At 41.2% G+C, this 23,910-nt stretch carries 26 protein-coding genes and 1 other annotated feature; of the genes, 20 read left to right on the top strand and 6 right to left on the bottom strand.

The window, feature by feature from the left end; translation table 11 throughout:
- Window positions 1-647: 647 nt before the first annotated feature.
- Entirely contained in the window at window positions 648-1,079 is a 432-nt protein-coding gene (locus tag D9X91_RS04790; RefSeq protein WP_121679422.1) for an NUDIX hydrolase, read from the top strand.
- Between the two features lie 10 nt (window positions 1,080-1,089).
- On the opposite strand, the gene D9X91_RS04785 is transcribed toward D9X91_RS04790, so the two are convergent.
- Window positions 1,090-1,536 carry a PaaI family thioesterase gene (locus tag D9X91_RS04785; protein WP_121679421.1) on the bottom strand — a complete coding sequence of 149 codons (447 nt, stop codon included), beginning with the start codon at window positions 1,534-1,536 and terminating at the stop codon, window positions 1,090-1,092.
- 146 nt (window positions 1,537-1,682) lie between these two features.
- On the opposite strand from D9X91_RS04785, the gene D9X91_RS04780 reads away from it, so the two are divergent.
- From D9X91_RS04780 to D9X91_RS04770, 3 genes are read left to right on the top strand one after another with little or no spacing between them, the layout of a single operon-like run.
- Window positions 1,683-2,183 carry a DUF1648 domain-containing protein gene (locus D9X91_RS04780; RefSeq protein WP_121679420.1) on the top strand — a complete coding sequence of 167 codons (501 nt, stop codon included), beginning with the start codon at window positions 1,683-1,685 and terminating at the stop codon, window positions 2,181-2,183.
- Window positions 2,184-2,199: 16 nt separating this feature from the next.
- Window positions 2,200-2,937, top strand: coding sequence for a class I SAM-dependent DNA methyltransferase (locus tag D9X91_RS04775; RefSeq protein ID WP_121679419.1), 738 nt, complete (start codon window positions 2,200-2,202; stop codon window positions 2,935-2,937).
- Window positions 2,938-2,953: 16 nt separating this feature from the next.
- Entirely contained in the window at window positions 2,954-3,655 is a 702-nt protein-coding gene (locus tag D9X91_RS04770; RefSeq protein ID WP_158598242.1) for a Dph6-related ATP pyrophosphatase, read from the top strand.
- Window positions 3,656-3,768: 113 nt separating this feature from the next.
- Here D9X91_RS04770 and D9X91_RS04765 read toward each other — a convergent pair whose 3' ends face one another.
- Together D9X91_RS04765 and D9X91_RS04760 are read right to left on the bottom strand one after the other, a co-directional pair.
- Window positions 3,769-4,314 (bottom strand): GNAT family N-acetyltransferase, encoded by a 546-nt coding sequence (locus D9X91_RS04765; RefSeq protein ID WP_121679417.1) that lies wholly within the window; start codon window positions 4,312-4,314, stop codon window positions 3,769-3,771.
- A gap of 510 nt (window positions 4,315-4,824) precedes the next feature.
- Window positions 4,825-5,283 (bottom strand): hypothetical protein, encoded by a 459-nt coding sequence (locus D9X91_RS04760; RefSeq protein ID WP_121679416.1) that lies wholly within the window; start codon window positions 5,281-5,283, stop codon window positions 4,825-4,827.
- Window positions 5,284-5,471: 188 nt separating this feature from the next.
- Here D9X91_RS04760 and D9X91_RS04755 point away from each other — a divergent pair, with 188 nt between their 5' ends.
- Together D9X91_RS04755 and D9X91_RS04750 are read left to right on the top strand one after the other, a co-directional pair.
- Window positions 5,472-6,356: a DUF2785 domain-containing protein gene (locus D9X91_RS04755; RefSeq protein WP_121679415.1), complete on the top strand. Its 885-nt coding sequence runs from the start codon at window positions 5,472-5,474 to the stop codon at window positions 6,354-6,356.
- Window positions 6,357-6,468: 112 nt separating this feature from the next.
- Entirely contained in the window at window positions 6,469-7,500 is a 1,032-nt protein-coding gene (locus tag D9X91_RS04750) for a S66 family peptidase (protein WP_121679414.1), read from the top strand.
- Between the two features lie 49 nt (window positions 7,501-7,549).
- Here the strand turns inward: D9X91_RS04750 and D9X91_RS04745 are convergent, their stop codons facing one another.
- Complete coding sequence (locus D9X91_RS04745) at window positions 7,550-8,950, bottom strand: APC family permease (RefSeq protein ID WP_158598241.1); 1,401 nt, start codon at window positions 8,948-8,950, stop codon at window positions 7,550-7,552.
- Between the two features lie 1,112 nt (window positions 8,951-10,062).
- Between D9X91_RS04745 and D9X91_RS04740 the strand changes: the two genes are divergently transcribed.
- The 5 genes from D9X91_RS04740 to D9X91_RS04725 all read left to right on the top strand — a co-directional run bounded on the left by D9X91_RS04740 (window position 10,063) and on the right by D9X91_RS04725 (window position 13,260).
- Window positions 10,063-10,512: an NUDIX hydrolase gene (locus D9X91_RS04740; RefSeq protein ID WP_121679412.1), complete on the top strand. Its 450-nt coding sequence runs from the start codon at window positions 10,063-10,065 to the stop codon at window positions 10,510-10,512.
- A 94-nt stretch (window positions 10,513-10,606) separates the two neighbouring features.
- Window positions 10,607-10,774, top strand: coding sequence for a hypothetical protein (locus D9X91_RS22440; RefSeq protein ID WP_158598240.1), 168 nt, complete (start codon window positions 10,607-10,609; stop codon window positions 10,772-10,774).
- Window positions 10,775-10,830: 56 nt separating this feature from the next.
- The gene (locus D9X91_RS04735) at window positions 10,831-11,613 is read left to right on the top strand and encodes a cytochrome c oxidase assembly protein (RefSeq protein ID WP_121679411.1); all 783 of its coding nucleotides are present in this window, start codon (window positions 10,831-10,833) and stop codon (window positions 11,611-11,613) included.
- A gap of 132 nt (window positions 11,614-11,745) precedes the next feature.
- The gene (locus D9X91_RS04730; RefSeq protein ID WP_121679410.1) at window positions 11,746-12,513 is read left to right on the top strand and encodes a GNAT family N-acetyltransferase; all 768 of its coding nucleotides are present in this window, start codon (window positions 11,746-11,748) and stop codon (window positions 12,511-12,513) included.
- Between the two features lie 282 nt (window positions 12,514-12,795).
- On the top strand, window positions 12,796-13,260 hold the full coding sequence (locus D9X91_RS04725; RefSeq protein WP_121679409.1) for a hypothetical protein: 465 nt from the start codon (window positions 12,796-12,798) through the stop codon (window positions 13,258-13,260).
- Between the two features lie 64 nt (window positions 13,261-13,324).
- Here the strand turns inward: D9X91_RS04725 and D9X91_RS04720 are convergent, their stop codons facing one another.
- On the bottom strand, window positions 13,325-14,305 hold the full coding sequence (locus tag D9X91_RS04720; protein ID WP_121679408.1) for an aldo/keto reductase: 981 nt from the start codon (window positions 14,303-14,305) through the stop codon (window positions 13,325-13,327).
- Window positions 14,306-14,485: 180 nt separating this feature from the next.
- On the opposite strand from D9X91_RS04720, the gene D9X91_RS04715 reads away from it, so the two are divergent.
- The 7 genes from D9X91_RS04715 (at window position 14,486) to D9X91_RS04685 (ending at window position 22,231) form a co-directional block, all read left to right on the top strand.
- The gene (locus tag D9X91_RS04715) at window positions 14,486-15,139 is read left to right on the top strand and encodes an HAD family hydrolase (RefSeq protein ID WP_121679407.1); all 654 of its coding nucleotides are present in this window, start codon (window positions 14,486-14,488) and stop codon (window positions 15,137-15,139) included.
- A complete protein-coding gene (locus tag D9X91_RS04710) occupies window positions 15,129-15,746 on the top strand; it encodes an NUDIX hydrolase (RefSeq protein ID WP_121679406.1) in 618 nt (205 codons plus the stop codon). The genes D9X91_RS04715 and D9X91_RS04710 overlap by 11 nt, the downstream gene beginning before the upstream one ends.
- A gap of 148 nt (window positions 15,747-15,894) precedes the next feature.
- Window positions 15,895-16,377: a cysteine hydrolase family protein gene (locus D9X91_RS04705; RefSeq protein WP_233569619.1), complete on the top strand. Its 483-nt coding sequence runs from the start codon at window positions 15,895-15,897 to the stop codon at window positions 16,375-16,377.
- A 20-nt stretch (window positions 16,378-16,397) separates the two neighbouring features.
- Window positions 16,398-17,069: a hypothetical protein gene (locus D9X91_RS04700; RefSeq protein WP_121679405.1), complete on the top strand. Its 672-nt coding sequence runs from the start codon at window positions 16,398-16,400 to the stop codon at window positions 17,067-17,069.
- Between the two features lie 260 nt (window positions 17,070-17,329).
- Window positions 17,330-17,599: a binding site (T-box leader), on the top strand.
- Window positions 17,600-17,651: 52 nt separating this feature from the next.
- Window positions 17,652-19,328 carry a methionine--tRNA ligase gene (gene metG, locus D9X91_RS04695; protein WP_121679404.1) on the top strand — a complete coding sequence of 559 codons (1,677 nt, stop codon included), beginning with the start codon at window positions 17,652-17,654 and terminating at the stop codon, window positions 19,326-19,328.
- Between the two features lie 410 nt (window positions 19,329-19,738).
- The gene (locus D9X91_RS04690; RefSeq protein ID WP_158598239.1) at window positions 19,739-21,370 is read left to right on the top strand and encodes a BMQ_0737 family morphogenetic spore coat protein; all 1,632 of its coding nucleotides are present in this window, start codon (window positions 19,739-19,741) and stop codon (window positions 21,368-21,370) included.
- Between the two features lie 183 nt (window positions 21,371-21,553).
- Window positions 21,554-22,231, top strand: coding sequence for a BMQ_0737 family morphogenetic spore coat protein (locus D9X91_RS04685; RefSeq protein WP_121679402.1), 678 nt, complete (start codon window positions 21,554-21,556; stop codon window positions 22,229-22,231).
- Window positions 22,232-22,287: 56 nt separating this feature from the next.
- On the opposite strand, the gene D9X91_RS04680 is transcribed toward D9X91_RS04685, so the two are convergent.
- Window positions 22,288-22,692, bottom strand: coding sequence for a VOC family protein (locus tag D9X91_RS04680; RefSeq protein WP_121679401.1), 405 nt, complete (start codon window positions 22,690-22,692; stop codon window positions 22,288-22,290).
- A 181-nt stretch (window positions 22,693-22,873) separates the two neighbouring features.
- Between D9X91_RS04680 and D9X91_RS04675 the strand changes: the two genes are divergently transcribed.
- Together D9X91_RS04675 and D9X91_RS04670 are read left to right on the top strand one after the other, a co-directional pair.
- On the top strand, window positions 22,874-23,401 hold the full coding sequence (locus D9X91_RS04675; RefSeq protein ID WP_233569680.1) for a GNAT family N-acetyltransferase: 528 nt from the start codon (window positions 22,874-22,876) through the stop codon (window positions 23,399-23,401).
- Entirely contained in the window at window positions 23,395-23,880 is a 486-nt protein-coding gene (locus D9X91_RS04670; protein WP_121679400.1) for an SRPBCC family protein, read from the top strand. The genes D9X91_RS04675 and D9X91_RS04670 overlap by 7 nt, the downstream gene beginning before the upstream one ends.
- Window positions 23,881-23,910 lie beyond the last annotated feature (30 nt).

The following is a 23,910-nucleotide window of genomic DNA, read 5'->3' as shown; positions in this document are numbered from 1 at the left end:
AGAGTATATGATATCATCGAAAATGAACATTTTATGTACGAAATACATAATATTCAAATATTTTTATGGTAGAGTAAAATCACAGGAAGGAAGTGCCAAATAGAGAATGAAATCACTTTTGCTCATCTTGTATTGTAGCTTATTGATATGTGTACAGTTTCTTTTTATTAGGGCAACCTTGTTTTTAGCTACGAATGCAGAATCATATCCCAGCACAGCCTTAATTCTCATGTTGCTCCTCATGATTGGATCGATTTGGGGGATTGCCTTTCAAGCAAGGAAATACATAAGGAAAATATCCGCAGGAAATGAAAAGAGAAGACATCATTTCAATAACATTATCGCAGTCTGTACCGTTCTTTGCGCATTGCTCACTTTATTATTTTTGACCCCTGTTTTCTAAAGACTAATTGTTGTAAATCACTTTTTCTTGTAATTTATTCATCCTATGTTGTTGATTGGAGCAGCAGGTGCGAGACTCCGGAGGGATCAGCGGGACATGTGAGACACCGCAGGGGGAGAGACCCCCCTTGAAAAACGAGCATCCTTCCACGGAAATACGGAAATCAACCTTGCTCGACCTTTGACGAATAGCAACAGGTTTAACGAAAAAAGTTTTCTAACCAACTAAAATTGGAGGCATCCATATGAAACGAGTCGATGTTGCTTACGCTCTAATCTTTGCGAAAGGGAAAATTTTGATGGTCAAAAATAGGGGACCAAAAGGATCCTATTACACACTGCCAGGCGGAGCAGTGGAAGAAGGAGAAACCCTTCAAGAAGGGGCAATAAGAGAAGTAAAGGAAGAAACCGGCTACGATGCGGAAGTGGGTCAAATCTGCGCGGTGACAGAAGCACGCTTTGAAAACAGCGGCCATCATGTGGTCTTTTTCACCTTCATCGGGAAAGTCATCGGAGGTGTGGCAGGTATATCCCATCCAGACGAAATTGAAGAAGTAACATGGATGCAGATTGAAGAAGCGAAAAAACAATTGACCATGTATGAAGATCTCGAAGCCCTTTTAAGGGAAAGCAGGGCCCCTTATTCATGGAAGGGGCATGTAACAGACCACATTTAAAGTACAGATATTAGTCAACTGGGACAAAATAGTGATCCTTGCGATAGGCCAATGCTTCCATCGTCGCGATGAGTTCACCGTCGCTTTCGACTCTGATTTTGTACCAGGAGGTGCGGTGGTTTTTCTTTTCTTCTGATGCAGTTGCTCTCAGCCTAGAGCCTTTTTTTCCTGCTGCCATGTAGTTGACGGTGGTGGAAAGGCCGACGGAAGTTTTTCCATATGAGTTGCAAGCGGCCGCAAAAACATAGTCCGCTATGGCAAATGTAATCGCACCATGGACGGTCCCATGTGAATTCAACATGTGATCTTGAATATCCAATTCCGCAACGGCAGTCCCTTCACCGATGTCCAGCAGTTCAATGCCTAAGAAATTTGCGTACGGTTCCTCTTTCAATAATTGAAAGATTTTTTCTTTATGACGATGGTGCAAATCGCTTTCATCCATAATCCTTTTCATCAATACGCCTCCTTTATAGGGAATTATACTATATTCACCTCAGATATGAGGGAATATTCAGAAATATAGATGTGTCAAAATCAAAATGAAACTTCCCATAAGGGATTTACGTATAAAGGGAAGTTTGCAAAAAAGGAGGAAAAGCGATGGATGAGAGGGGCCGCCCCATATTAAAAATAAAGAAAACACCGTTGGAGAAACTCCTTGATTTAGCCGCTTTGATTATCCTAATCGGAAACGTCATCTATTTGTTGTTGGTTTGGCCATCACTGCCAGATTCGATTCCGACGCATTTTAATTTCAAAGGGGATGTGAATGGAACAGGATCTAAATGGACCATTTTGCTGCTGCCGGCATTAGGTTTAATTTTGTGGCTTGGGATGTATGTACTGGAAAAATATCCGCACATTTATAATTATCTTAATTTAACGGAGGAAAATGCGGAGAGGCAATACAAAAATAGCAGGATGCTGGTCAATGTCCTGAAAAATTTCATTCTTTCCTACTTTGTCTATATTGGTTGGGAAATGGTCCAAGTTTCCAAAGGGAGTCATAAAGCTATGGACGCTTGGCCGATGATTTTATTTATCATCGCGATACTTGGCATTACTGTATTTTTCATTATCAGGTCGATTCGTTTAAAATAAATTTAGGGGGATACGCATGGAGTACAAAGGATCCAAGGTTTATGATACAGAAGAATTTTTTGACCGGTACATGAACAGAAGGCACAGGCCGGAAAGTCCGAATACCTTGATTGAAAACCCAGTCTTATTTGATTTGCTTGGAGACATCAATGGAGAGCATATATTAGATCTAGGATGTGGAGATGCATCGCTTGGACTTGCCCTTTTGGAAAAAAACTGTGGATTTTATACTGGTGTCGATGGCTCAGCGAATATGTGCCAAAAAGCAACTCAGTCGCTTAGAGGAAAAAACGGCGAAGTGATTGAATCATCGATGGAAGGATTCGATTTTCCACCCGACTCATTTGATACTGTCGTCTCTCAATTGGCGCTCCATTATATTGATGATTTTGCATCATTGGCGAAACAAATCTATAAAACCATTAAGCCAAATGGCCGTTTTGTTTTCAGCGTTCAGCATCCTTTACTGACCGCCTCTTTTAAAAGCATGAGTGAAACAGGAAGGCGCTTGGATTGGGTTGTGGATGATTACTTCAAAAGTGGAAAAAGAACAGAACCGTGGATTGGTGAACATGTCGTCAAGTACCACCGGACGATCGAGGATTATTTCATCCAGCTTCAGCAGGCAGGCTTCCAAATCACGGATTTGAAGGAAGCTGCTCCCCGCAGGGAATTCTTCCAGGACGAAGAAGAATATGAGAGAAGGCTCAGGATTCCATTGTTTTTATTGTTTAGTTGTAGGAAGTCAATTTAAAAAGGTTGTGTAAATGATGGAAAAGAAAGCAAAAAAGACAGTTGTTTGTTGGAGCGGAGGCAAAGACTGCTGTCTCGCTTTGCATAGAACCCTTCAAGAAAATCATGAAGTTATTTGCCTATTATCGATGGTTTCAGACAAAGACGAGAGGAATCATGCCCATGGTCTGAAATTAAAGATATTAAGCATGCAGGCGGAAGCTCTGGGAATACCTTTGCTGATGATCGATTCAGCTGGGGAGTATGAAAAGTCATTGAAACAAGCATTGACTCGCTTAAAAGAACAACAAGGTGCAGAAGCAGTTGTCTTTGGGAGTTTATATGCGAGAGAAGATCGTGACTGGAACGAGAATGCAGCGCGACAAGCTGGATTGGAGCCGATGTTTCCAATTTGGATTCAAGAAGACGAAACCTCCCGGCTGCTTCAGGATTTTATATCCCTCGGCTATAAATCCATTGTTTGCCGTGCCCATATGAAGCATTTTGACTCTTCGTGGGCCGGCCGCTATTTGGATGAACGCTTTTATTCTGACATCCATCACACTCAAAGCTGTGTCATGGGGGAAAATGGAGAATATCATACGTTTGTTTTGGATGGTCCAAAGTTTCATAAGAGACTTACAATCACTGCATCAGATGTAGTATTGAATTCCGATTTATGGTCATTGGATATCCAGGCTTGTGAATTGAAGGATCAGGAAACAAGGCACTCCGGATGAGCCAGTATGCAGCGGTATTAAACCTTACACAAACCTTATGAAAAGAGCTTGATGAAAAAACAACAAGGCGTATTGGACCTTCATCCAGTACGCCCTTCGAAAAGAAGAAACCTTTATTCCTTCTCAACCAGTTTCTTACTCCTCAAAACGGTGATGAAACCGTCCAATATATCATGGCTGACAGAAAAACCTTTTCGCTTGTAGAACTCTAATGCATTTTCATTTCCATTGGAGACGTAGATGAAATAATCCTCGACATCTTCAAATTGTTTCAGCCATTCCATCGACAAGTTAAAAAGCTTGGAACCGACTCCATATTTTCTGTATTGATCCTTTATATAAAATTGGGAGAGGCAGCCTACATTCCTTTTGCTGACCGATGACAGGTCGAAAAAAATGGCAAATTCATTGGAATAGGCTTCTTTCGGTGAAACATTTGAATATACATATCCGACGATTTCTTCACCGTCTTTTACGATAACTGTATGATTATGTACAGCGTTTCGGATGGAAGGCAGCAATCGTGTTTCAAAGCTCATGTTGTCGAACAATTCCGGTTTTATGCGGGCTTTCGACTTTTGAAACGCCATCAGTTCATTGCAGGCATCCCGGCAAAGTTCAATCTGTTCATCCGGGATGACCTCATAAGTAAGCTCCATTTTTTCACGCCCCATTTCTATTATTTTTTCAGTATCTATTCCATTTTAGTTTAATACATTATGAGAAATAAATAATAGATTATCTTTTAGAGGCTCTTCCAAGAAAGAGCCTCTAAAAATTAAATGGAGAATAGCTGTGTGTAGAAAGCTTTTTAGCCCATTTCAGTGAGGGTATTTGAATATTTTCATTGATTTTCAAAGAAGGTAGGTCTATTGCATTCCGTGCAGATGAAAATAGTTCCTGTGGTGAGATTGCCTGATAAATGAGGTTCCACACACTTGTACCTTTTTTGCGGGGTTGTTTCGCTGCTGCAATATTCACAAAAGTAGGAGGTATTGTTATATACAGATAATGTATTATACCAAGTTCCGGATAATTTAGGGTCCACTCAAAAGAACCAGCTCCTTATAGATAATTTTAGTGCGCATTATATATGCTAACTTATATTTTCAGTTTTTTCAGTAAATATTCCTAAAATTATATTCTGGCTATGATAAGCAATCCATTCATTATATTTTCTTTGTATAATAATCTCTTCCCATTTGAAAGGCATACAACAAAAGTAATCTGAATAAGTCAACCGCCCAATACTGCAGTTTGGGTATTTTCTTTAAAGATACGATGCCGATTTTCTTTAAAAAATCCAACCCAAAGAAAATAAAGAGGTATTGAACGACCACGTTAGTCAGTACATAAAGCCAGAATTTTTGATAGGTCATTTTTAAAATCCATAGGCTGGTGATGAAATATGGGCCAAGATTAAATACATCCACACCTTTAATCGGAGGCAGATCTTGATAAAATTTCCACCAATATCGTTTGTCTCCAATGATATCAATTATTTTTGTCACTACTGTAATGATAAGAACAGCAGGAAGAAATCGTTTAATCGAGCTCTTTCCGAGCAAAGGGAATGTCAACCATGGAACAATGAGTAATCCTAATAAGAACCATCTTGAATTTTTCATATATCTCACCTCATTCATTAGAATGTGCAATCGCAGATTGAAAAATTCCTAGTGGCAAAAGTGTATGTGTGTAAAAACTAAAGGAATTTCGCGGATTTCGTCGAAATTAAAAATATTGTGGAATGTAGTCAAACATTTGGAACAACCGTAAGTATAGGCTGACTGTGATAAATTTCAAGCCGTAATAAATGAAATCTCAAAATATTAATAGAAAAGGGGAACCAACAATATATAAAATGTCATTAGTAAATATGCTACAGGAAATTAAGAATAATGATTACCGTCTTCCCGATGAATATAGTGTATTTGAAGCAGTGAAGCTTGTCATGGGATCATTAAGTTCACCTGACGGAGAATTGAGGGATGACCTAGGATATACCATTCTCTTTAAATGGCTGATTGAGCAAAAGCTCCTGAATGGAACCGAGCTGAAGAATTTATTGGAGCAAGCCCAGTCAAGTAAGATGTTATATTTTGAAATTGGCGAAATTGAGAGCGACAGTGTATTTTTAAGGTCATTTTCTTCGCTGCTGATTGCCTTGATTCTTCATCGCGATAATGAAGAGAATTTACTGGGGGAAGAAGATTTTCAAGGATTATTGTGTCAATTAACTAAATATTGCTCGCTAGAGAGGGATTTTAGAAGCTTTGTTGATGGAAAAGGCTGGGCTCATGCCCCCGCACATATCAGCGACGCTCTTGATGAGTGTGTCAAGAGTCGATTTGCTGGTCTGGAAGAGTGCATTGTGATTTTAAACAGCATAAAGAATATGCTAGGAAATGCCCCTGCCGTCTTTGATGCAGAAGAAGATGAACGGATGGCGATTCCTGTTATAGGAATGATTGTTCAGAAAAAAGTAAAAGTCGGGATTCTAGTAGATTGGCTACATGAACTTGAAGTTGATAAGGCTTCTTCAGTCGATGCTGCCAACTTGAAGAAGAGAATAAATATAAAGCATTTTATTCGTTGTCTTTACATGAGACTGAAAGAAAAATCATTGATGGACCAAGAAGAAGAGCGTCGTTTATTTCAATTGGAGCATAGATTCAACCCGAACTTTTTTGATGTTTAAAACAAACTGTTCTTTAGTGAATGCTGAAGCAGCATCTGATGGAAAAGGTATTATCAAGAATAGATAATATTGTAGATAGATAAAAAATGAGTGCTTGAAATGAGGGAGTAACATGTTGATAAAACCAAAAAGATTGCAGCCAGGTGACACAGTTGCGACTGTAAGCCCCTCGTGGGGAGGGGCAGGTGAGCCGGAACTGAGATGGCGATATAAGCAAGGTGTCCAAAGGTTGGAAGAAGTCTTTGGCCTGAATGTGATCGCGATGCCAAACAGCATGAAGGGCGGGGACTATCTATACCATCATCCGGAGGCGCGTGCGGAGGATTTGATGACTGCCTTCAAGGATGAAAACATTAAAGGGATCATTGCCAACATAGGCGGAAGCGATAGCATCCGACTGCTTCCTTATATCGATTTCGATGTCATTCGTGATAATCCCAAAATATTCATGGGCTATTCCGATGTAACGATTTCACATTTATTTTGCCACACGGCAGGAGTCTCTTCGTTTTACGGACCAGCGATACTAACGGATTTCGCAGAAAATGTGGAGATGGATCCATATACAGTCGAAATGGTGAAGCGGACGCTTTTTTCCAATGAACCGATAGGCGAAATTCTGGCCGCTGCCAAATGGACGAGCGAACGTTTGGAATGGAAGGAAGATAATAAACATACACGGCGATCCATGAAGAACAATTCAGGAATCGAAGTGCTGCAAGGAGCTGGTTCCGCAACGGGGAGCTTGATTGGCGGCTGTATCGAGGTCCTGGAATTTGCAAAGTCAACGAAGATTTGGCCGGAAGAGGAGTATTGGAAGGAAAGTATTCTATTTTTTGAAACGTCTGAAGATAAACCTGAGCCCCAATTTTTGACGTATTGGCTGCGAAATTATGCAGCTCAAGGAATCCTGCAAAAAGCAAATGGAATCATCTTTGGAAAACCACAGGATGAAAAGTACTATGAGGAGTATAAGATTGAAATTCAAACGGTCATGAAGGAATATGGCCTGGAGGACATGCCGATATTGTATAACATGAATTTCGGACATACCGAACCGAAGTTTATTTTGCCATACGGCGCCATGGCAGAGATTAATTGTGACAATGGTACGTTTTCGATTTTAGAAAGCGCCGTTGAATAAAATACATGATACAAAAAGCTCATCTTGCCTTTGCAAGATGAGCTTTTTATTAACTTGCCTTCTTTAGTAAGGATTTGCTTTCTCTCGTTCCCATCTGATAAAACCAGAGTCCCAATACTCCAAAAATGACAGGGCCGACCACAAGTGGCGCGTACTGCGAAAGAGTGGTATGTGGTGCAGGGATCAAGGTTAATACAATCGTAGCGACAACGGAAAACAACCCTGCGCCAGCTACGATCAAAGCCAGTGTATTATTTTTGACTTTGAATGGACGAATGACGGATTGATCGATTTTCCTAAGTTTGATATAAGCCAAAATCAGATAAACATAAGGAATGAAGAAAGCAAGGGTCGCCATGAATATCAACATGTTCACTGCACTCGAAATGGTAGGAATGAATCCTGACAGCAGGAGAATGACTGATACCCCTGCTGCTTGCCAAAGAATCAAATTGGCAGGCATATCGGATTTGTTCTTCTTAGCAAGAGCAGCCTGCAGGATATTCTTCCCGCTTTCATAAAACATGACACTTGGATTCAGGATTAAAAACGATAAGGCGCCGATGATCGAAATAACAAAGCAAATTCCGAGAACTTGCGATAAATGAAATGGCAGGTGGAACTGCTCTGTCACTTGATCGGCAAACAAATATAAGGCAGTTGCAGTCTGGTCAGGTTTAATATTGACGACAAACTGAAACGCAATTGTCCCTAGGATATAAACCGCTCCGATGATCACGGACGTTATCCCTATCGCTTTCGGGAACGTGCTCTGTGGATTTTTTACATCGCCGGCAATGGTCCCAAGCATCTCCATTCCTGCAAAAGCAAACATCAAAGTTGATATGAACATCACGGTATCCAAAGAAAGATTATTTGGCAAGATGGTATGTGCATTGAAATCAGTTGCTGATTGATGACCGCTGAAAATGCTGATTGCTCCGAAACCAAAGATCAAGATGACAGGAACGACAAGGCCGATCGGTGTTCCGATCGCTGCCAGCTTTTCGCTCATTTTGGTTCCGCGCAATGTCAGAAGCGTCACGCTCCAGAAGATAGTCAGGGCGATGATCGTTCGAAGCCAATTGTTATCAATGATTTGGTGTTGATTGATGGCATATGAGATATTGACAGTTATTCCGAGCAGCAGGGATGGGTAGTATGTGAAATTTGCCACCCAATAAAACCAACTGCATAAAAAACTTGCCTTTTGGCCGAATGCACGGTTTACCCATGCGCTGATTCCACCCTGTTCCGGATAGGTGGTCGATAGCTCTGCCACAATCAAACTGATCGGGATGAAATAAAGCAGTGCGGCAACCACCCAAAATAAAATGGCAGATGGTCCGACTGTCGCTGCATAAGGAATATTTTTTAAACCAAGTATGGTGTTGACGCTGATGATTGATAATCCCAATACACCAAGCTTCTTTTTTGATGTAGAATTCATGGCTGTTTCCCTTTCTGGTAGATAAATAATTAGTAAAGCAAAATAAGAATACATCGATAAGCATATTTATACAATCTATTTCATTAAAATAAAACTTTTCTATTAATTTTCATTATTTGAATGATTTTGTTTAAGTCTTTTAGATAGGCTTTTTAGGAGAGAATTAACTATGCGTGTTAATTGGAGAAGAATGAATGAATGAATATACATATAAATCTATGGAAGTTGTCATTCCCTAAATAAAATATCAAATAATACAAACCAAGTTATTATTGACCCTAGCAAAGAGGAATTTAATGATACAAGAAGATAATATAGAGTCGCTGTGGCGGGCTCACCGCCCGCCCCTCGGAAAGAGAGCATCCTGCAGCGGAAATCAACATTTTATTATTTTTTACTAATAGCAGAAAAAATTTTGAATAAGATCGAATCTTTACAGGGAGGCAAGAGTTGGTCTGAAGGAAATCAGAATGAAGATCTGGTGCCCGTCACGGAGGATGAGGTGTACTGAAGGGAATCAGAATGGAGTTCTGGTGCCCGTCAAGGGGGATAAGGTGTACTGAAGGGAATCAGAATGGTGTTCTGGTGCCCGTCACGGGGGATAAGTTGTGCTGAAGGAAATCAGAATGAAGATCTGGTGCCCGTCACGGAGGATGAGGTGTACTGAAGGGAATCAGAATGGAGTTCTGGTGCCCGTCAAGGGGGATAAGGTGTACTGAAGGGAATCAGAATGGTGTTCTGGTGCCCGTCACGGGGGATAAGTTGTGCTGAAGGAAATCAGAATGAAGATCTGGTGCCCGTCACGGAGGATGAGGTGTACTGAAGGGAATCAGAATGGAGTTCTGGTGCCCGTCAAGGGGGATAAGGTGTACTGAAGGGAATCAGAATGGTGTTCTGGTGCCCGTCACGGGGGATAAGTTGTGCTGAAGGGAATCAGAATGGAGTTCTGGTGCCCTTCACTGGGAGAAAGCTGGTCGGAAGGGAATCAGAAGCAGGAAAAGTTTCAAATTTGAAGTTTGATTAAGTCATCAATCATTCGTTTCCCCCTTTTAAAGGGATTTCTCCATTTTTCATTGAAATATATATACATCATTTTTTTTGGAGGTAGTCGTATGTACATTGTCAATGTGGAAGGGGCCATCCATCATGATGGCCGCTGGCTTCTGATTGAACGTAGCAAGCATGAAGAACATGCAGCGGGGATGTTATCACTTGTTGGCGGTCAGTGTGAAATCGAAGAAAATTCAACTGATATATTGGAACGCACACTTAAACGGGAGATCTTCGAAGAAGTCGGAATCGAGGTATCCAACCTTCAATACGTCAATAGCTCCACATTTATGACGGATTCTGGGATCCATGTCATGGATATCGTCTTCCTTTGCGATCACTATTCAGGAACAGCCTATCCCAAAAGTCCGCATGAGGTCGAAGCTGTTTTTTGGATGACGACAGAGGAGATTCTTCAACGTCCTGACTTGCCGCCTTATTTGAAGGAAAATGTAAAGCTCGCTGATCGACTGGCAAAAAGAAATTCATCTTCCAGGAGTGGGCAGTCATGATTTATGGCATCGATCATGGACAGAAGAATTTAAACAAGAAAAGGCGTATGCAAGGAGGGAGGGGGGATGCATTTGAATAAAGAAGGCATCAGGAATGAAATCTGTAATCGATGAACGGCTTGATGTAGTTGATTTAGGCGAAGCCGATCGTTTAAAATTGTCCTCATTCAATGGTGAATATAAAAAATATGAATCCATGAAGCATGAGATGTGGAATGTGAAAAATATCTCATTACAGTCAATTTCGAATGCCTTGTTATAATCCTTCCCACCTGGCATAAACATGTGTATGTAGACTGCTGTTTGGGGAGGGAATCTATGCACACGTTATCCTTGCTCACAGATTATATCGAGTGGGATCTTCCGTTATTGATAGGGCTTACCTTTTCATTGACAATGTACTTATTTTGGATCAAGTGTGAAAGTATCCTTGGCCAGCCTTCCAAACGTTTTTTCCTTTCAATGGGATTGCTGTATGTCACGATTGGGAGTCCCTTTCGCATGATTATCCATTTAGCATTCTTCATACATATGACTCAAATGAGCATCCTTTTTTTTATTATTCCTCCCATACTTTTATCGGGGCTTCCGGAAGTTCAAATAATCAATCGCTTCATGAAATTCCATTTCGTAAATTTACTTCTATTTGCTGTCATGCTGTTCTTCTATCACCTTCCTTTCATGCTGGTCTTCTTTTTTCTCCATCCGACCTTTCACCAAATATACTTCATTGGGCTGTGTACATTAAGTTTTAGCATGTGGTGGCCCATTGCAGCGAAGGATTCACGGACCCCATTTACACAAAATCACAAAAGAATATATATTCTTTTCAGCGGTTTATTGATCACTCCTGCATGTCTTATATTTATTATCAATGCACTTCCTTGGATTTCGGAAAATCCATTTTTGAAAGATTATTCAGCCAACCTCTGCAATTATTCTCAGATAGGTCCGATCAGCAGCTTCACGCCCATTGCCATAAATGAAAGGGTGGATCAATTGTTGGCGGGCATACTGATGATGCTGTTGCATAAGGTGGGGCTCATGTTGGCTAACCATCTTCAAAAACAAGAAAAAATGAAACAGGAAAAAAATCATTAGTTATTCTACAGACTATTAATTCCTTAGCTGGGACCGCACTGAAAAAAATGCAGGGATTTGGCACAAATATAAAGAAAGAGGACATAAAGCATTTTCAAGTATCCTAATGTTTAAGAGAAGGGACTTTTTGATATGGACCACCTGAAAGTGAAGATAGATAGTAATTTAAAGGACTTCTTCAATATTTTGAACGGACTTCCAGATTATATCGCAATTGAAGAAATGACTGGGTGCGACCCATGTATAGACCAAATAAAAACAGGCCTGATGAATTTAATAGATACAGGAATGAAGCTGAATCTAAAAAGGATAAGTGCTGCGATTCAACAAACATCAGTGCATTATTTAGAATTGGCACAAATACTGAAAGATCTTGGCTTCCAACCCCATGCTTCAAAGGTTGTGGTATATCGGGATCTCAAAAAAGTCCAAAGCAATAAAGATTATAAGTGGGAATCATTGAGTAAGGGCGTCTTGACGGAAGGAGACTTTAAAAAGTTCTGGGAACGATGTATGTCTGGTTCTGCCAATGCCCCATCAACCCTCACCATGGATGAACATCTTCAATCAGTCAAAAGCGAATTAGGCGAAGCTTGGGAGGATGCTTGTAACCTAATTTCATTGAACGGTTGCCCCATCGGCATCTCCATTCCGCATATCGAACCTGGGACAGCCGATGAAGGACGGCTGTTTTATTTCGGGATATTGCCTGAGGAGCGGGGGAAGGGACACAGCTCTCCTATTCACTATCAATCATTGAATAAGTTAAAACAAATCGGAGCGTCCTACTATATCGGAAGCACCCATGAGAGTAATATCAAAATGCAAAAAGTATTCCTGCGAAACGGCTGTGAGATAAAGGGGAAGATAGAATCGTTTTATTATTATTTTCCGAAATAGATAGCCATGATTGCATGCGTATGTTCTTCGTGTTTTGTTGATTCAAGGAAAAAGTATCAATGTCCAGCGGAGCGAGGAGGCTCGACCGTCCGTCCGCGAAAGGGAGTTAGTCCCCTGCCATTAAGACATACAACATAAAGAGATGTCGGTTAAGTGGATTTATCTGAAATGATTAAAATATAAGTTTAAAGGCTGCCGCAAAGGGGCAGCCTTTTACTTTTTTAAGTACATCATACATCAGCATTTGGGGATAATGAGGTAAAAGGAGGTATCCCCAACGAAATGAAAAGATCCAATATTATTCGTATGGTTCAAATGACCGTTCCTTGGTTATCGGTTGTTTTTCTTCCAAAGAATTCTATTCGGCGATATTTACCTGTTTCTATCTTAGCTTCTTTGCTTGTAACAGGAATGTGTTTATTGGCAGTTCCATATAAATGGTGGAAAGTTATGGGTGGATGGAAAATAAAGATTTTTAATGATTTAAGCTTTATCCTTGGTCCTTTCTTCGTGGGGACTTTATGGATTTTTCATTTTAGCTTTGGCAATTTTTTACGATACTTTTTTCTTAATCTAATCATGGATTCTCTATTTTCTTATCCTTTAAATTATTTATATCAACGATTAAACCTTTATAAATTAATTAACTTCAAGCCAAGTCAAATCTTCATGTCATTCTTTGGCTTCTCTATCATTATCTATTTGTATCAGCATATTGTACAACGTGTAAATAACATAACAAAATAAAAGGTGTGAAAAATATTTTCACACCATTTTCGAGGGTTTTCCTTTTTAAAATATGAGAATTGGTTTATAAATTAACCCCGCTCATATTCGGATACCGCTCACCGGCAGCGACTCCTTTGGGAGAAGCTTCATCAATTTCCTGCAATTCTTCTTTCGTCAATGAAACATTTAGTGCCCCGATGTTTTCTTCTAAGTACTTTCTTCTTTTAGTACCAGGAATCGGAACAATATCTTCGCCTTGCGCCAAGAGCCAGGCAAGTGCCAGTTGAGCTGGTTTACAGCCTTTTCCCTTAGCGATTTCTTCGATTTTCCCGACGATGTCCAGGTTCTTTTGAAAATTGTCCCCTTGGAAGCGCGGAGAATGTTTACGGAAATCATCGTCAGCCAAGTCTTCGAATCGTTTGATTTGTCCGGTTAGAAATCCTCTCCCAAGCGGGCTGTATGGAACGAAGCCGATGCCAAGCTCCCGGCACGTTGGAAGGATTTCGTCCTCGACGTCACGGCTCCATAGCGAATATTCGGTTTGCAGTGCAGAAATAGGATGGACTTTATGAGCACGGCGGATTGTAGCCGGGGCAGCTTCTGACATGCCAAGGTAGCGTACCTTTCCTTCCTTGACAAGCTCGGCCATTGCCCCAATTGTCTCTTCGATTGGAACATTCGGATCGACCCGATGCTGGTAGTATAGATCGATGTAATCAATGTCAAGGCGCTTCAAGCTCGCGTCGCATGCTTTTTTTACATAGTCAGGATGACCGTTGACGCCAAGAAATGACCCATCATCCCCGCGCATATTACCGAACTTCGTTGCCAACACGACTTGATCGCGTCGTCCATTGATCGCTTTGCCGACAAGCTCTTCATTATCCCCGACACCATACATATCTGCCGTATCGAGGAAGTTAATTCCCTGTTCAAGTGCATAGTCAAGGGTTTTTAGCGATTCTTCATCATTTCTTCCACTGTAAAATTCCGACATGCCCATACATCCTAGTCCAAGTTCTGATACTTCCAAGCCTTGATTGCCGAGTTTCTTAGTTTTCAATGCCTTCACATCCTCAATTTGAGATTTTTTCCTGGAAACTAGTCTTCACGAAAAAGTGTAACGCATCGCTTTGATAAATACTAATTTTTAGAATTGTAAAAAATTGATTTGAGTATATTAGATTACTTTGAAATAATTGTCATTAAGCATGAAAAGTTTAGTTGTTTAGGAGATGAGTTTATGAAAGCTGTGATTTTTGACTTCGATGGAACATTGGCGAATACACTGCCCATTTGTTTTCAAGCATTTCAGCAAGTCTTCAGGGAATTTGATGACAAGGAACTTACCGCAGATGAAATCAAGTCCATGTTTGGTCCTTCTGAAACCGGAATCATTAGAAAGAACCTATTAATCCCACAAAAAGAGCAAGCGATTGAATTGTACTATCAATCTTATAAAAAGAAACACTCGGAATTTGTACAGCCAAATAAGGAAATCGATGCTTTGATTACATATTTGAAAAAAGAAGGCTACAAGCTAGGCATCGTAACAGGGAAAGCAAGAAGGAGTTTGGATATCTCGTTGGATGCACTTCAGATGGAAGATCTCTTTGAAGTCATTATAACCGGTGATGATGTGTTGGATCCTAAGCCACATCCGGAAGGGATTGAAAAAGCTCTGTCCCTCCTTGGTGTTCATCCTACCGACGCACTATTTATCGGAGATAGCGATGCCGATATTGAAGCGGGAAGAAGGGCGAATGTACAGACCATTGGTGTACAATGGCTGCCGGACTATCAAACAATTAAATTTGGCGTGAAGCCGGATCATTCCCTGAATAAGGTGGAGGAATTGATCGAACTGTTAAAAACTGGGGTGCCGAATGAGTTATAAATGGCTCGAATGGGCGAAGAGGATTCAATCCTTATCACAGGCTGGATTGGCCTTTTCAAAAAACGTTTATGACATCGAACGATATCAGGAGCTTCGTGATATAAGTGCTGAGATCATTGAACAATATACCGAATTGGACATGGGAAAAATCAAAGAACTCTTTCACAATGAGGACGGTTATCAAACACCAAAAGTTGATGTAAGAGGGGTTGTTTTTAGAGATCAAAAAATCTTGATGGTGAAAGAAAAATTGGATGAATGCTGGTCTTTGCCGGGAGGCTTCTGCGATATCGACCTATCGCCTGCGGAAAATATCATCAAAGAAATCAAAGAAGAAGCAGGCTACGATGTGAAGGCAGTAAAGCTTCTGGCTGTTTTGGACAAAAACAAGCACCCTCATCCACCAGAACCGTACCATTACTACAAACTCTTTATTCAGTGTGAGGTAATAGGCGGGAAAGCAGAGGCTGGCCTGGAAACAAATGAAGTTCATTTTTTTGATGAAGATCATCTTCCTGAGCTTTCACTGAATCGAAATACTGATTCCCAAATTAAACTGCTATTTGAATTCTTGCGTTCACCGGAAAAAGAGACGGTATATGATTGAAAGTCTATGTTGATATCTCAGATAATCAATATATCAAAAAGCATATTCGGCAGTCGCAATCGAAACATGAATAGTAGTTAAAAATAATATAGAGGGAGAAAAAACAATGAAACGATCTGCACTAATCATTATCGATGTATAAAATGCGATGTTCCATGAGGATGATCTGGTTTATAACCATAAAGAATTGATTCAAAAGCTTAAGAAATTAATAGCGGATGCACGTTCTTCCGAAACACCCATTTTTTATGTCCAGCATAATGAGAAAGAGGGAGAGCCATTGGAATCAGGTACGAAAGGATGTGAAATCCATCCTGAGATTGCTCCGGATATTGGGGATGTCATCATTCAGAAGTTCACCCCAGACTCCTTTTTCAATACAAACTTGGGAGAAGAATTGAAGAAAAAAGATATCGAACATCTTGTTTTAGCGGGCATCCAAACGGAAATGTGTGTAGATACAACGTGCAGAAGCGCATTCAGCAAGGAGTATGATGTGACATTGGTGTCGGATGCACATAGCACGTGGAATTCGACTGAAATTACGGCGCAGCAAATCATCAACCATCATAATGGGCTGTTAAGTTGGTTTGCTGATATCGTTCCGGCGAAGAAAGTTACATTTCAGTAGAAGTAAAGGAGAGAGAGAATGTGAATTCATTCATCCATAAGGCCGTAATGAATAATATTGCATGGTGCGGTAGTGTCTGTGAGGCACATGGGCTCACCCACCATTCAAAGGAGAATGTTTGGGGGCTGTTTTCTAAAGCACCAGTCTATTATCCCGAAATTATTTCTTCCAATTTAGATGCAGACCTGAAAGATATTGAATACTTTATTGAAAAAGGGGAAGTTTCAAGCGTTAAGGATAGCTATGCAAACCTTGATTTATCAACCATGGGATTTAAAATCCTTTTCGAGGCAGATTGGATTTTCCATACTGCATATTCAGGAAAATCGGATGTATTGCATTGGCGTGAAGTGAGAAGTGCAGATGAAATGGTAGAATGGATTCGGCTAAGCAGCCTGGAGAACGTAATTATGCCAACTCTTTTAAATCACTCAGATGTAAAGTTTTTCATCAGTGAATTCAGCGGAGAGGGAGCCGGATTTATCGCTAATATGAACGATGGCGTCGTAGGGATCTCCAATGTCTTTTCAACAGGCGACGTTCACGATGATCTATGGAAGGATATCCCCCTGGTTGCAGGAAATGCATTTCCGGGAGAATCCTTGGTCGGCTACGAACAGGGCAGTGACCTTACCGCTGCATTAAAAGCTGGTTGGACGTCGATCGGACCGCTTCGGGTGTGGGTGAAATAATGTGGCTGTTGTTTTAAATAGTTCTTTTAATGAAAATTTGAATTGGGTGTTGATTGAAGCTGAAGGTGCGAGGCTCCGATGGGATTAGCAAGTCAGGTGAGACCCTTTGGAAAGCGTGCATCCTGCAGCGGAAATCACCTTGCACAACCTTTGATGAATTGCATCGAACTTTACGAGAAGAGACAATAATTTAGTGAAAATCTCAAAAACATTCTTTATAAAAATTTGAATTTGTGTAATAATAAGGAAAATTTATTTAAAAAAATGCGATGATGAGAAAAGTAAATCAATCCCCCTTTTCTTCCAGAGAGCTTCGGTTGCTGAAAAGAAGCAGAAAAGAATTGATTGAAAATGGCCTCTGAGCTGCTTGGTCGACTTTCTACTGTGGAATAGACTTAGACGGGATTTGTCACTCGTTATGAATGACAGAGTATAAGGGTGGATTTTTTCACTCCGTACTTATAGAGACCGATAATGTGAGTTATTGGTGAACAAAGGTGGTAACACGAGAGCGCTCCCTCGTCCTTAGACAATTCATTTGTCTAGGGGCGGGGTTTTTTATTACAAAAGGAGGCGCACGTAATGAGTATATTTATTGGCGGGGCATGGCCGTATGCGAATGGGTCACTTCACTTGGGGCATATATCGAGCTTATTGCCGGGAGATATATTGGCAAGATTCTTTCGCATGAAGGGGGAAGACGTTTTGTACGTTTCAGGCAGCGACTGCAATGGGACGCCAATTACCATTAAAGCAAGGCAGGATGGAGTATCCGTTCACTCGATTGCCGATAAGTACCATCAGGAGTTTAAGAAGAATTTTGAGGCACTTGGTTTTACCTATGATTGTTATGCACGGACTGATTCAAAGGAGCACCATGAAGTTGTCCAGGAAATATTCATTCAGCTGCTTGAAAAAGGTGAAATTTATAAAAGGTCAGTTGAACAATGCTATTGCCAAACCTGTGAGCAGTTTCTGCCTGATCGATATGTCGAAGGGATTTGCCCGCACTGCAGCCACGAAGCACGTGGAGATCAATGCGATTACTGTTCGAATATGATCGATCCCCTGGACCTGGTTGAAAAAAGGTGCAAGGTTTGCGGCGGGTCTCCGACGGTCAAGGAAACCGAGCATTTCTATTTTAAGTTGAGCGCCTTTCAAGAGGACCTTGATCATTATGTTCAAGAGGCAAAAAAGAAGGGTCTATGGCGTAATAATGCCATCCATTTGACGGAACGATATTTAAAAGAAGGATTGCATGATCGTGCGGTATCGCGTGACCTGCCTATTGGAGTAAACGTTCCGGTCGAAGGCTATGAGGATAAAAAAATATATGTGTGGATCGAAGCTGTTTCAGGCTATTACTCTGCCAGCAGGAAATGGGCCAACGATCATGGCAGGGATACAGCGGATTTTTGGAATGAGAAGACGAAATCCTACTACGTTCATGGGAAAGACAACATTCCATTCCATACAATCATTTGGCCATCCATTCTGATGGGAATAGAGAACCCTGGTCTGCCGAGTCGGATCGTTTCAAATGAGTATTTGACGCTGGAAAATAAAAAGCTTTCCACCAGCAGGAATTGGGCCGTTTGGATACCTGACTTGCTTGCACGTTATGAACCTGATTCCATCCGATATTTCTTAACGATCAATGCACCCGAAAATCGCGATGCCGATTTTTCATGGCGGGAATTTATTAATAGCCACAACAGTGAACTGTTGGGTGCTTATGGAAACTTTGTCAACCGGACATTGAAATTCATTGAAAAATCATTTAATGGAACTGCCCCTATTGGCAGAATCAATCAAGATATTCAAAAGCGAACACAAGAACTTTATGAAGAAGCTGGATTGCTCATTACGGAAGCCTCATTCAAAAAAGCGCTTGAAGAAATCTTTGATTTCGTAAGAGCAGCCAATAAATATTTTGATGAGCAAAAGCCTTGGGTCCAAATAAAAGAAAATCAATCGGACTGCTTCAGCACAATGACGACCTGCCTTTATATCATTGCCAATCTGGCACAACTGCTGAAGCCGTTTCTGCCATTTTCAAGCGGCAAGGTAAAGGAGATGTTGGGATTAGAGAATCTTGCTTGGAAGGAAATCGTTCCCCGGTCTATTTCCTTGCAAGGTGTGAAGCCTCTCTTTGAAAGGATTGAAAAAGAAAGAATTGATCAGGAATTGGAACGTTTGAACAAACAATATAGCGTATGTAGGAAAAAAAGAGCTGGAAAACTTTATTTCAACGAATAAAATAGGTATTTTTTACGATAGTCTCTTTTCTCAAAGATTGTCGTATTTAACGGTTTTATTTAAAATAACTCATCGTATGATGTTGATTGGAGCGGAAGGTGCGAGACTCCGGAGGGAATAGGGGGGCAGCGCAAAGCGAGGAGAGGTTGGGCGGATGTTCGATTAAGTTCGGCACATCCGTGTGCCAACATCGAACGACCTCACTTCGTGTGAGGCCCCTCGGAAAGCGAACATCCTGCAGCGGAAATCAACAAAGGTGTTTGGCATATCCATTTTTAAAAACTCGTTGTAGTCTACTTTTCGGAAAAGTTCGACATGAAATCTATCTCCTGATAGCCGCTCGTCTATACAAGGACTTGACCAATTGCATAAAATATATGAAGTCAGATAGTAATAGAAAGGAGATTGTTATGGTTCTAGATCCTTGTCAGTTAAATGGACCTTTGGAAACCACTTGTTTTTTATCGGATGAGTCTGGACAACGGCTAGATCCTTTATCTGATAATGCAATTATTTGTGAGGAAATCGTTCAGCAAAACGGGCGCAAAAATGTATCCATTCTTCTCCCGACAGGGGAAACGGTTGACTTGCAAAAGGTATTTGTATTAAAAAGAGGATTTATCGTGGTTGAAATCAGTGGTTCAAATGGATCATGCACTACCGCGCCAATCCCATTTGCAATCGAGGAAGAAATCATATTATGTGCTCCGGAGGGTACTGAACTACAATGCGAAGTTACTAAATTTAATTGCTTTTCAAATGTGATTTGCGATGCCAATCAAATGCTGAGGGAGCTTAATGTCTTTATAGAAATATGTCAATCCATTAAAATGACGGCCGATGTAGTGATTGATGTAAATGCATCATTTTGCGCACCGCGAGAACAGATTACGAGGACGTGCAGATCATTCTCGATCCCGCCGCAATGTCCGGATATCTTTAACCAAGATCATGTGGATATACAAAAAGAGTCTGCAAAACCAGAACTGAAAAACGAAGTGGCTGTTCCCATTCGGCAGCTTGAAAGTCTTTGTGTCAATACTGAAAAAGTGTATGACTGGGTGACCCTTCAAGCAAAGAAGAAAATCAGCCTGAACCGGAATCAAATCATTTTCAACTGTACGCCTACGCACATTTTAGCGCCAGGCGGGGAAAATAACGGTGCTGCAATCGATAATGTCGATGATTATTTCTGCCAGACGGATACATGGGTGGCAAGGTCCAATCTGCTTGTTGTCCGAGAGGCGCATGCAGGAGGACTCCTTCCGAATGGGATGGTGATTGTCAGCCATGGATTTTCGCCTTCTGCGTTCACAGGGATTGATACGGCGGAATTCTATAATCCAGCGACTGATACGTGGACAGCTGCTCCAGCTGCCAATGTTCCCCGTGGTTCTGTAGGGGGGGATGTGCTGAATGGATTATTCTACGTAGTTGGTGGCAGCGATGGCAATGGAAGCAACGTATTGGATACGGTTGAAGTGTTCAACCCTGCCTCAAATACTTGGGCTCTGGGGACGGCGCTGCCATCACCGCGTTCGGAGCTGGCTGTGGTCGCATTAAATGGAGAGCTTCACGCAATTGCGGGCTTTGATGGTACAAATGATATTGCTGACCACGATGTTTTCGATCCCAATACGAATATGTGGACCTCAAGGGCTCCTTTGCCTCAACCGTTGGCATTCATAGCGGCCGAGGCCTTTCAAGGGAAAATCTATGTGTTTGGAGGAAGAGATCCAAGTTTTGCACCGATGAATAGTACATCATTTCTTTATGACCCGCTCAATCCTACCGCTCCCACAAACAATGTCTACATTTATGATCCAGCAACCGATTCATGGTCGACCGGAGCTCCAATGCCTACTTCACGCTGGGCCGCCGCAGCTTGTGTTTGCGGTTCTGAAATCTTTGTCATGGGTGGTTTTACACCGCCGAATAGCTATTTAACGGTAGTTGAGGCATATAATCCTGTCACGAATACGTGGCGCACAGTGGCTTCAATGCCAAACGCCCGCGCGGTTTTCCCGTGTATTTCTTTATAGTTCTGCACACAAAAGGAAAAGTCGTTCTTTAGAGAAAAGGGACGACTTTTCTCTTTCACCATGGAAAAGCAGCGAAAATAAAAAGGGGAGAATGATGCTCCACCAAGAATTTAGGCGAACAAGCTATTGGATGACTGAATATCCTAATCAAAATGATGTTTTAAGGAAAGGAGGCGGCAATCATTGAATCCCAATTTATGCAGGCTAATAAAAAATAGTCTGATTGATTGCTATTTGAGTGACCAGCAGGGGCTCCCGTTGTCGCAAAAGGGATTGGCGTCTCTTGTATGTGAAGAACTTATGCAGTCAGGCGGGAGGGAAGATGTTGCTGTCATGCTCCCATCCGGTGAATCAGTCACACTTCAAAAGGTGAATATCATAAAAAGGGGCTACTTGGTCATTGAAATAATAGGTTCTTTTCTATGTGTTTCCGAGCCGATTCCTTTTGAACTGCAGGAATCCGTGCTTTTATGCGCTCCGGAAGGAACGGAGATCACCTGTGATGTGACCGACTTTAACTGCCGCACAAGATTCAATTGTCAAAACGACAGGTTAGTATCATTGGATATATTTATGGATACATGTCAGGACATAAAAGCTTTGACGGATGTGGTCATCGCACAAACAGCCTCATTTTGCCAACCGCGCGAAAACTTCATCAAGCCGACCTGTTCTCCTGCTATCCCAGGGGAAGTCAAGATCCATCCTCTTCATGAACCACCTGGTACTTCACGGGAACAAAGGGTACAAGAAACTATTTGTTTTTCTGTACCAAAGGTCTATGACTGGATCATCAGCCAACAGAATTTCAGGTTGAATTACCTTTCCAATCAAGTTGTGTTTCACTGCGTGCCTCAATAATTGTCCAAAAAGGCGGTCCCCTCCATAAAGGAACCGCCATTGACTATCAAATCTCATTACATAACTGTGAACATCCAAGAAACTCCATATGTATCTTTGACAGATCCATGAAGTTTGGCAAAGAATGTAGGCTGGAGATCCATTAGGACAGTTCCGCCGTTTTTCAGGACTTCCCATGCTTTCAAAGCTTTCCCTTCATTGTCAAGTTCAACACTGACTGCAACTTTTTCACTGCCGCCATGTTCTTCTCTTGTATCGGATCCCATAATGTGTCCTGCCTCCGTAATTTTCAATTCAGCGTGTAAAACAAGACCTTTATCATCATCAGAAATCGGGAAATTCGGATTTGGGGGCATGTCACCATACTTTTGAATGGCTTTCATTTCTCCGTCAAATGCTTCTTGATACATTTGGAAAGCTTCTTCGCATTCTCTGTTAAACAATAAATAAGGTTTGATCATCACATATTCTCCTTTAAGCTATATGGATTTGAAGTAATTCATAATTGGTGTTATTCTTATCTTTAGTATATACGAACGTATGTTTCTGATACAATGATTTTTTTGATTTTCAAGGAAGTTTTAAATATAAGTAGAAATAGATAAAAGAAATGTTGATGGGATGACAGGAGGAATGGAATTGGTGCAAATCAGAAAGATGCACGATGTAGAAATTGACATGGTCCGTGATAAACGAATTGAGTGCTATGTAGAATATCGAAGTCTTGTTTCGGAAAATCACTGGGATGCCTTAATAGGGACCTTATCGTCCAAAAACGACACCTCGCCGGGTACAGAGATTTATGTGGCCGTTTCTGACAATCTAATTGTCGGAAGCATCGTTTTGTTTCCTGGAAAGAGCAAGTCTTATGAATGGACATCCGGTGCACCGGACTATCCTGAAATCAGGATGCTCGCAGTGGACAGGGATTTCAGGGGAAAAGGAATCGGTCGGAGTTTGGTCATGAGATGCATCGATGAATCAAGGAAAAAAGGATATTTTGCTGTAGGATTGCATACGGCGGAGTTTATGAAAAACGCTATCTTATTATATACAAAGATGAACTTTAAACGGATGCCTGAATATGATTTTGAGCCAGCCGATGACGGGATAATCGTTAAGGGATTCAAATACACGTTTGGCGATGATAAGGAGGAAAATCCATGTTAGCAGCTCTAGGAAAAAAGGTTGATGGATATCTCGCCCAGTTTAATCGTCCGATGGAGCATTCAATCGAAAATGTTTGGTCTGCATTAACGGAGAATGAAAAGCTGAAAAAGTGGATGCCCAATCTTCGTGTTGAAGATCTGGGGAAAGGCGGACGGATCATCTTCCATATGAATGACGGGACGGGCTCTACTTTTCCGATCAGCATTATCGATTATAAAATACATTCTTATTTCCAGTATGAGTGGGGGAAAGGCTCGGTCCGGTTCGAGTTGTTTCCAATAGATGATGGAACCCTGCTGATTTTAAAAGAATACATCCCTGTATTGACTGAACACACATCAAAGGATCTCGCAGGCTGGCATGTATGCTTAGATGTTTTCAACGCATTATTGAAAGGGGAAGAAATGGATTTTCCAAAAGAAGAATGGGAAAAACACCGTAAAGACTATGCCCGAATCATCGATAAGTATAGGGGATAAAATCAACCTCTTTCAACATCATTTCATCAC

Origin of the sequence: Falsibacillus albus, from assembly GCF_003668575.1 — a bacterium.
GTDB lineage: Bacteria > Bacillota > Bacilli > Bacillales > DSM-25281 > Falsibacillus > Falsibacillus albus.
The sequence above is the reverse complement of the archived record's forward strand: the minus strand, read 5'-3'. Positions and strand labels throughout refer to the sequence as shown.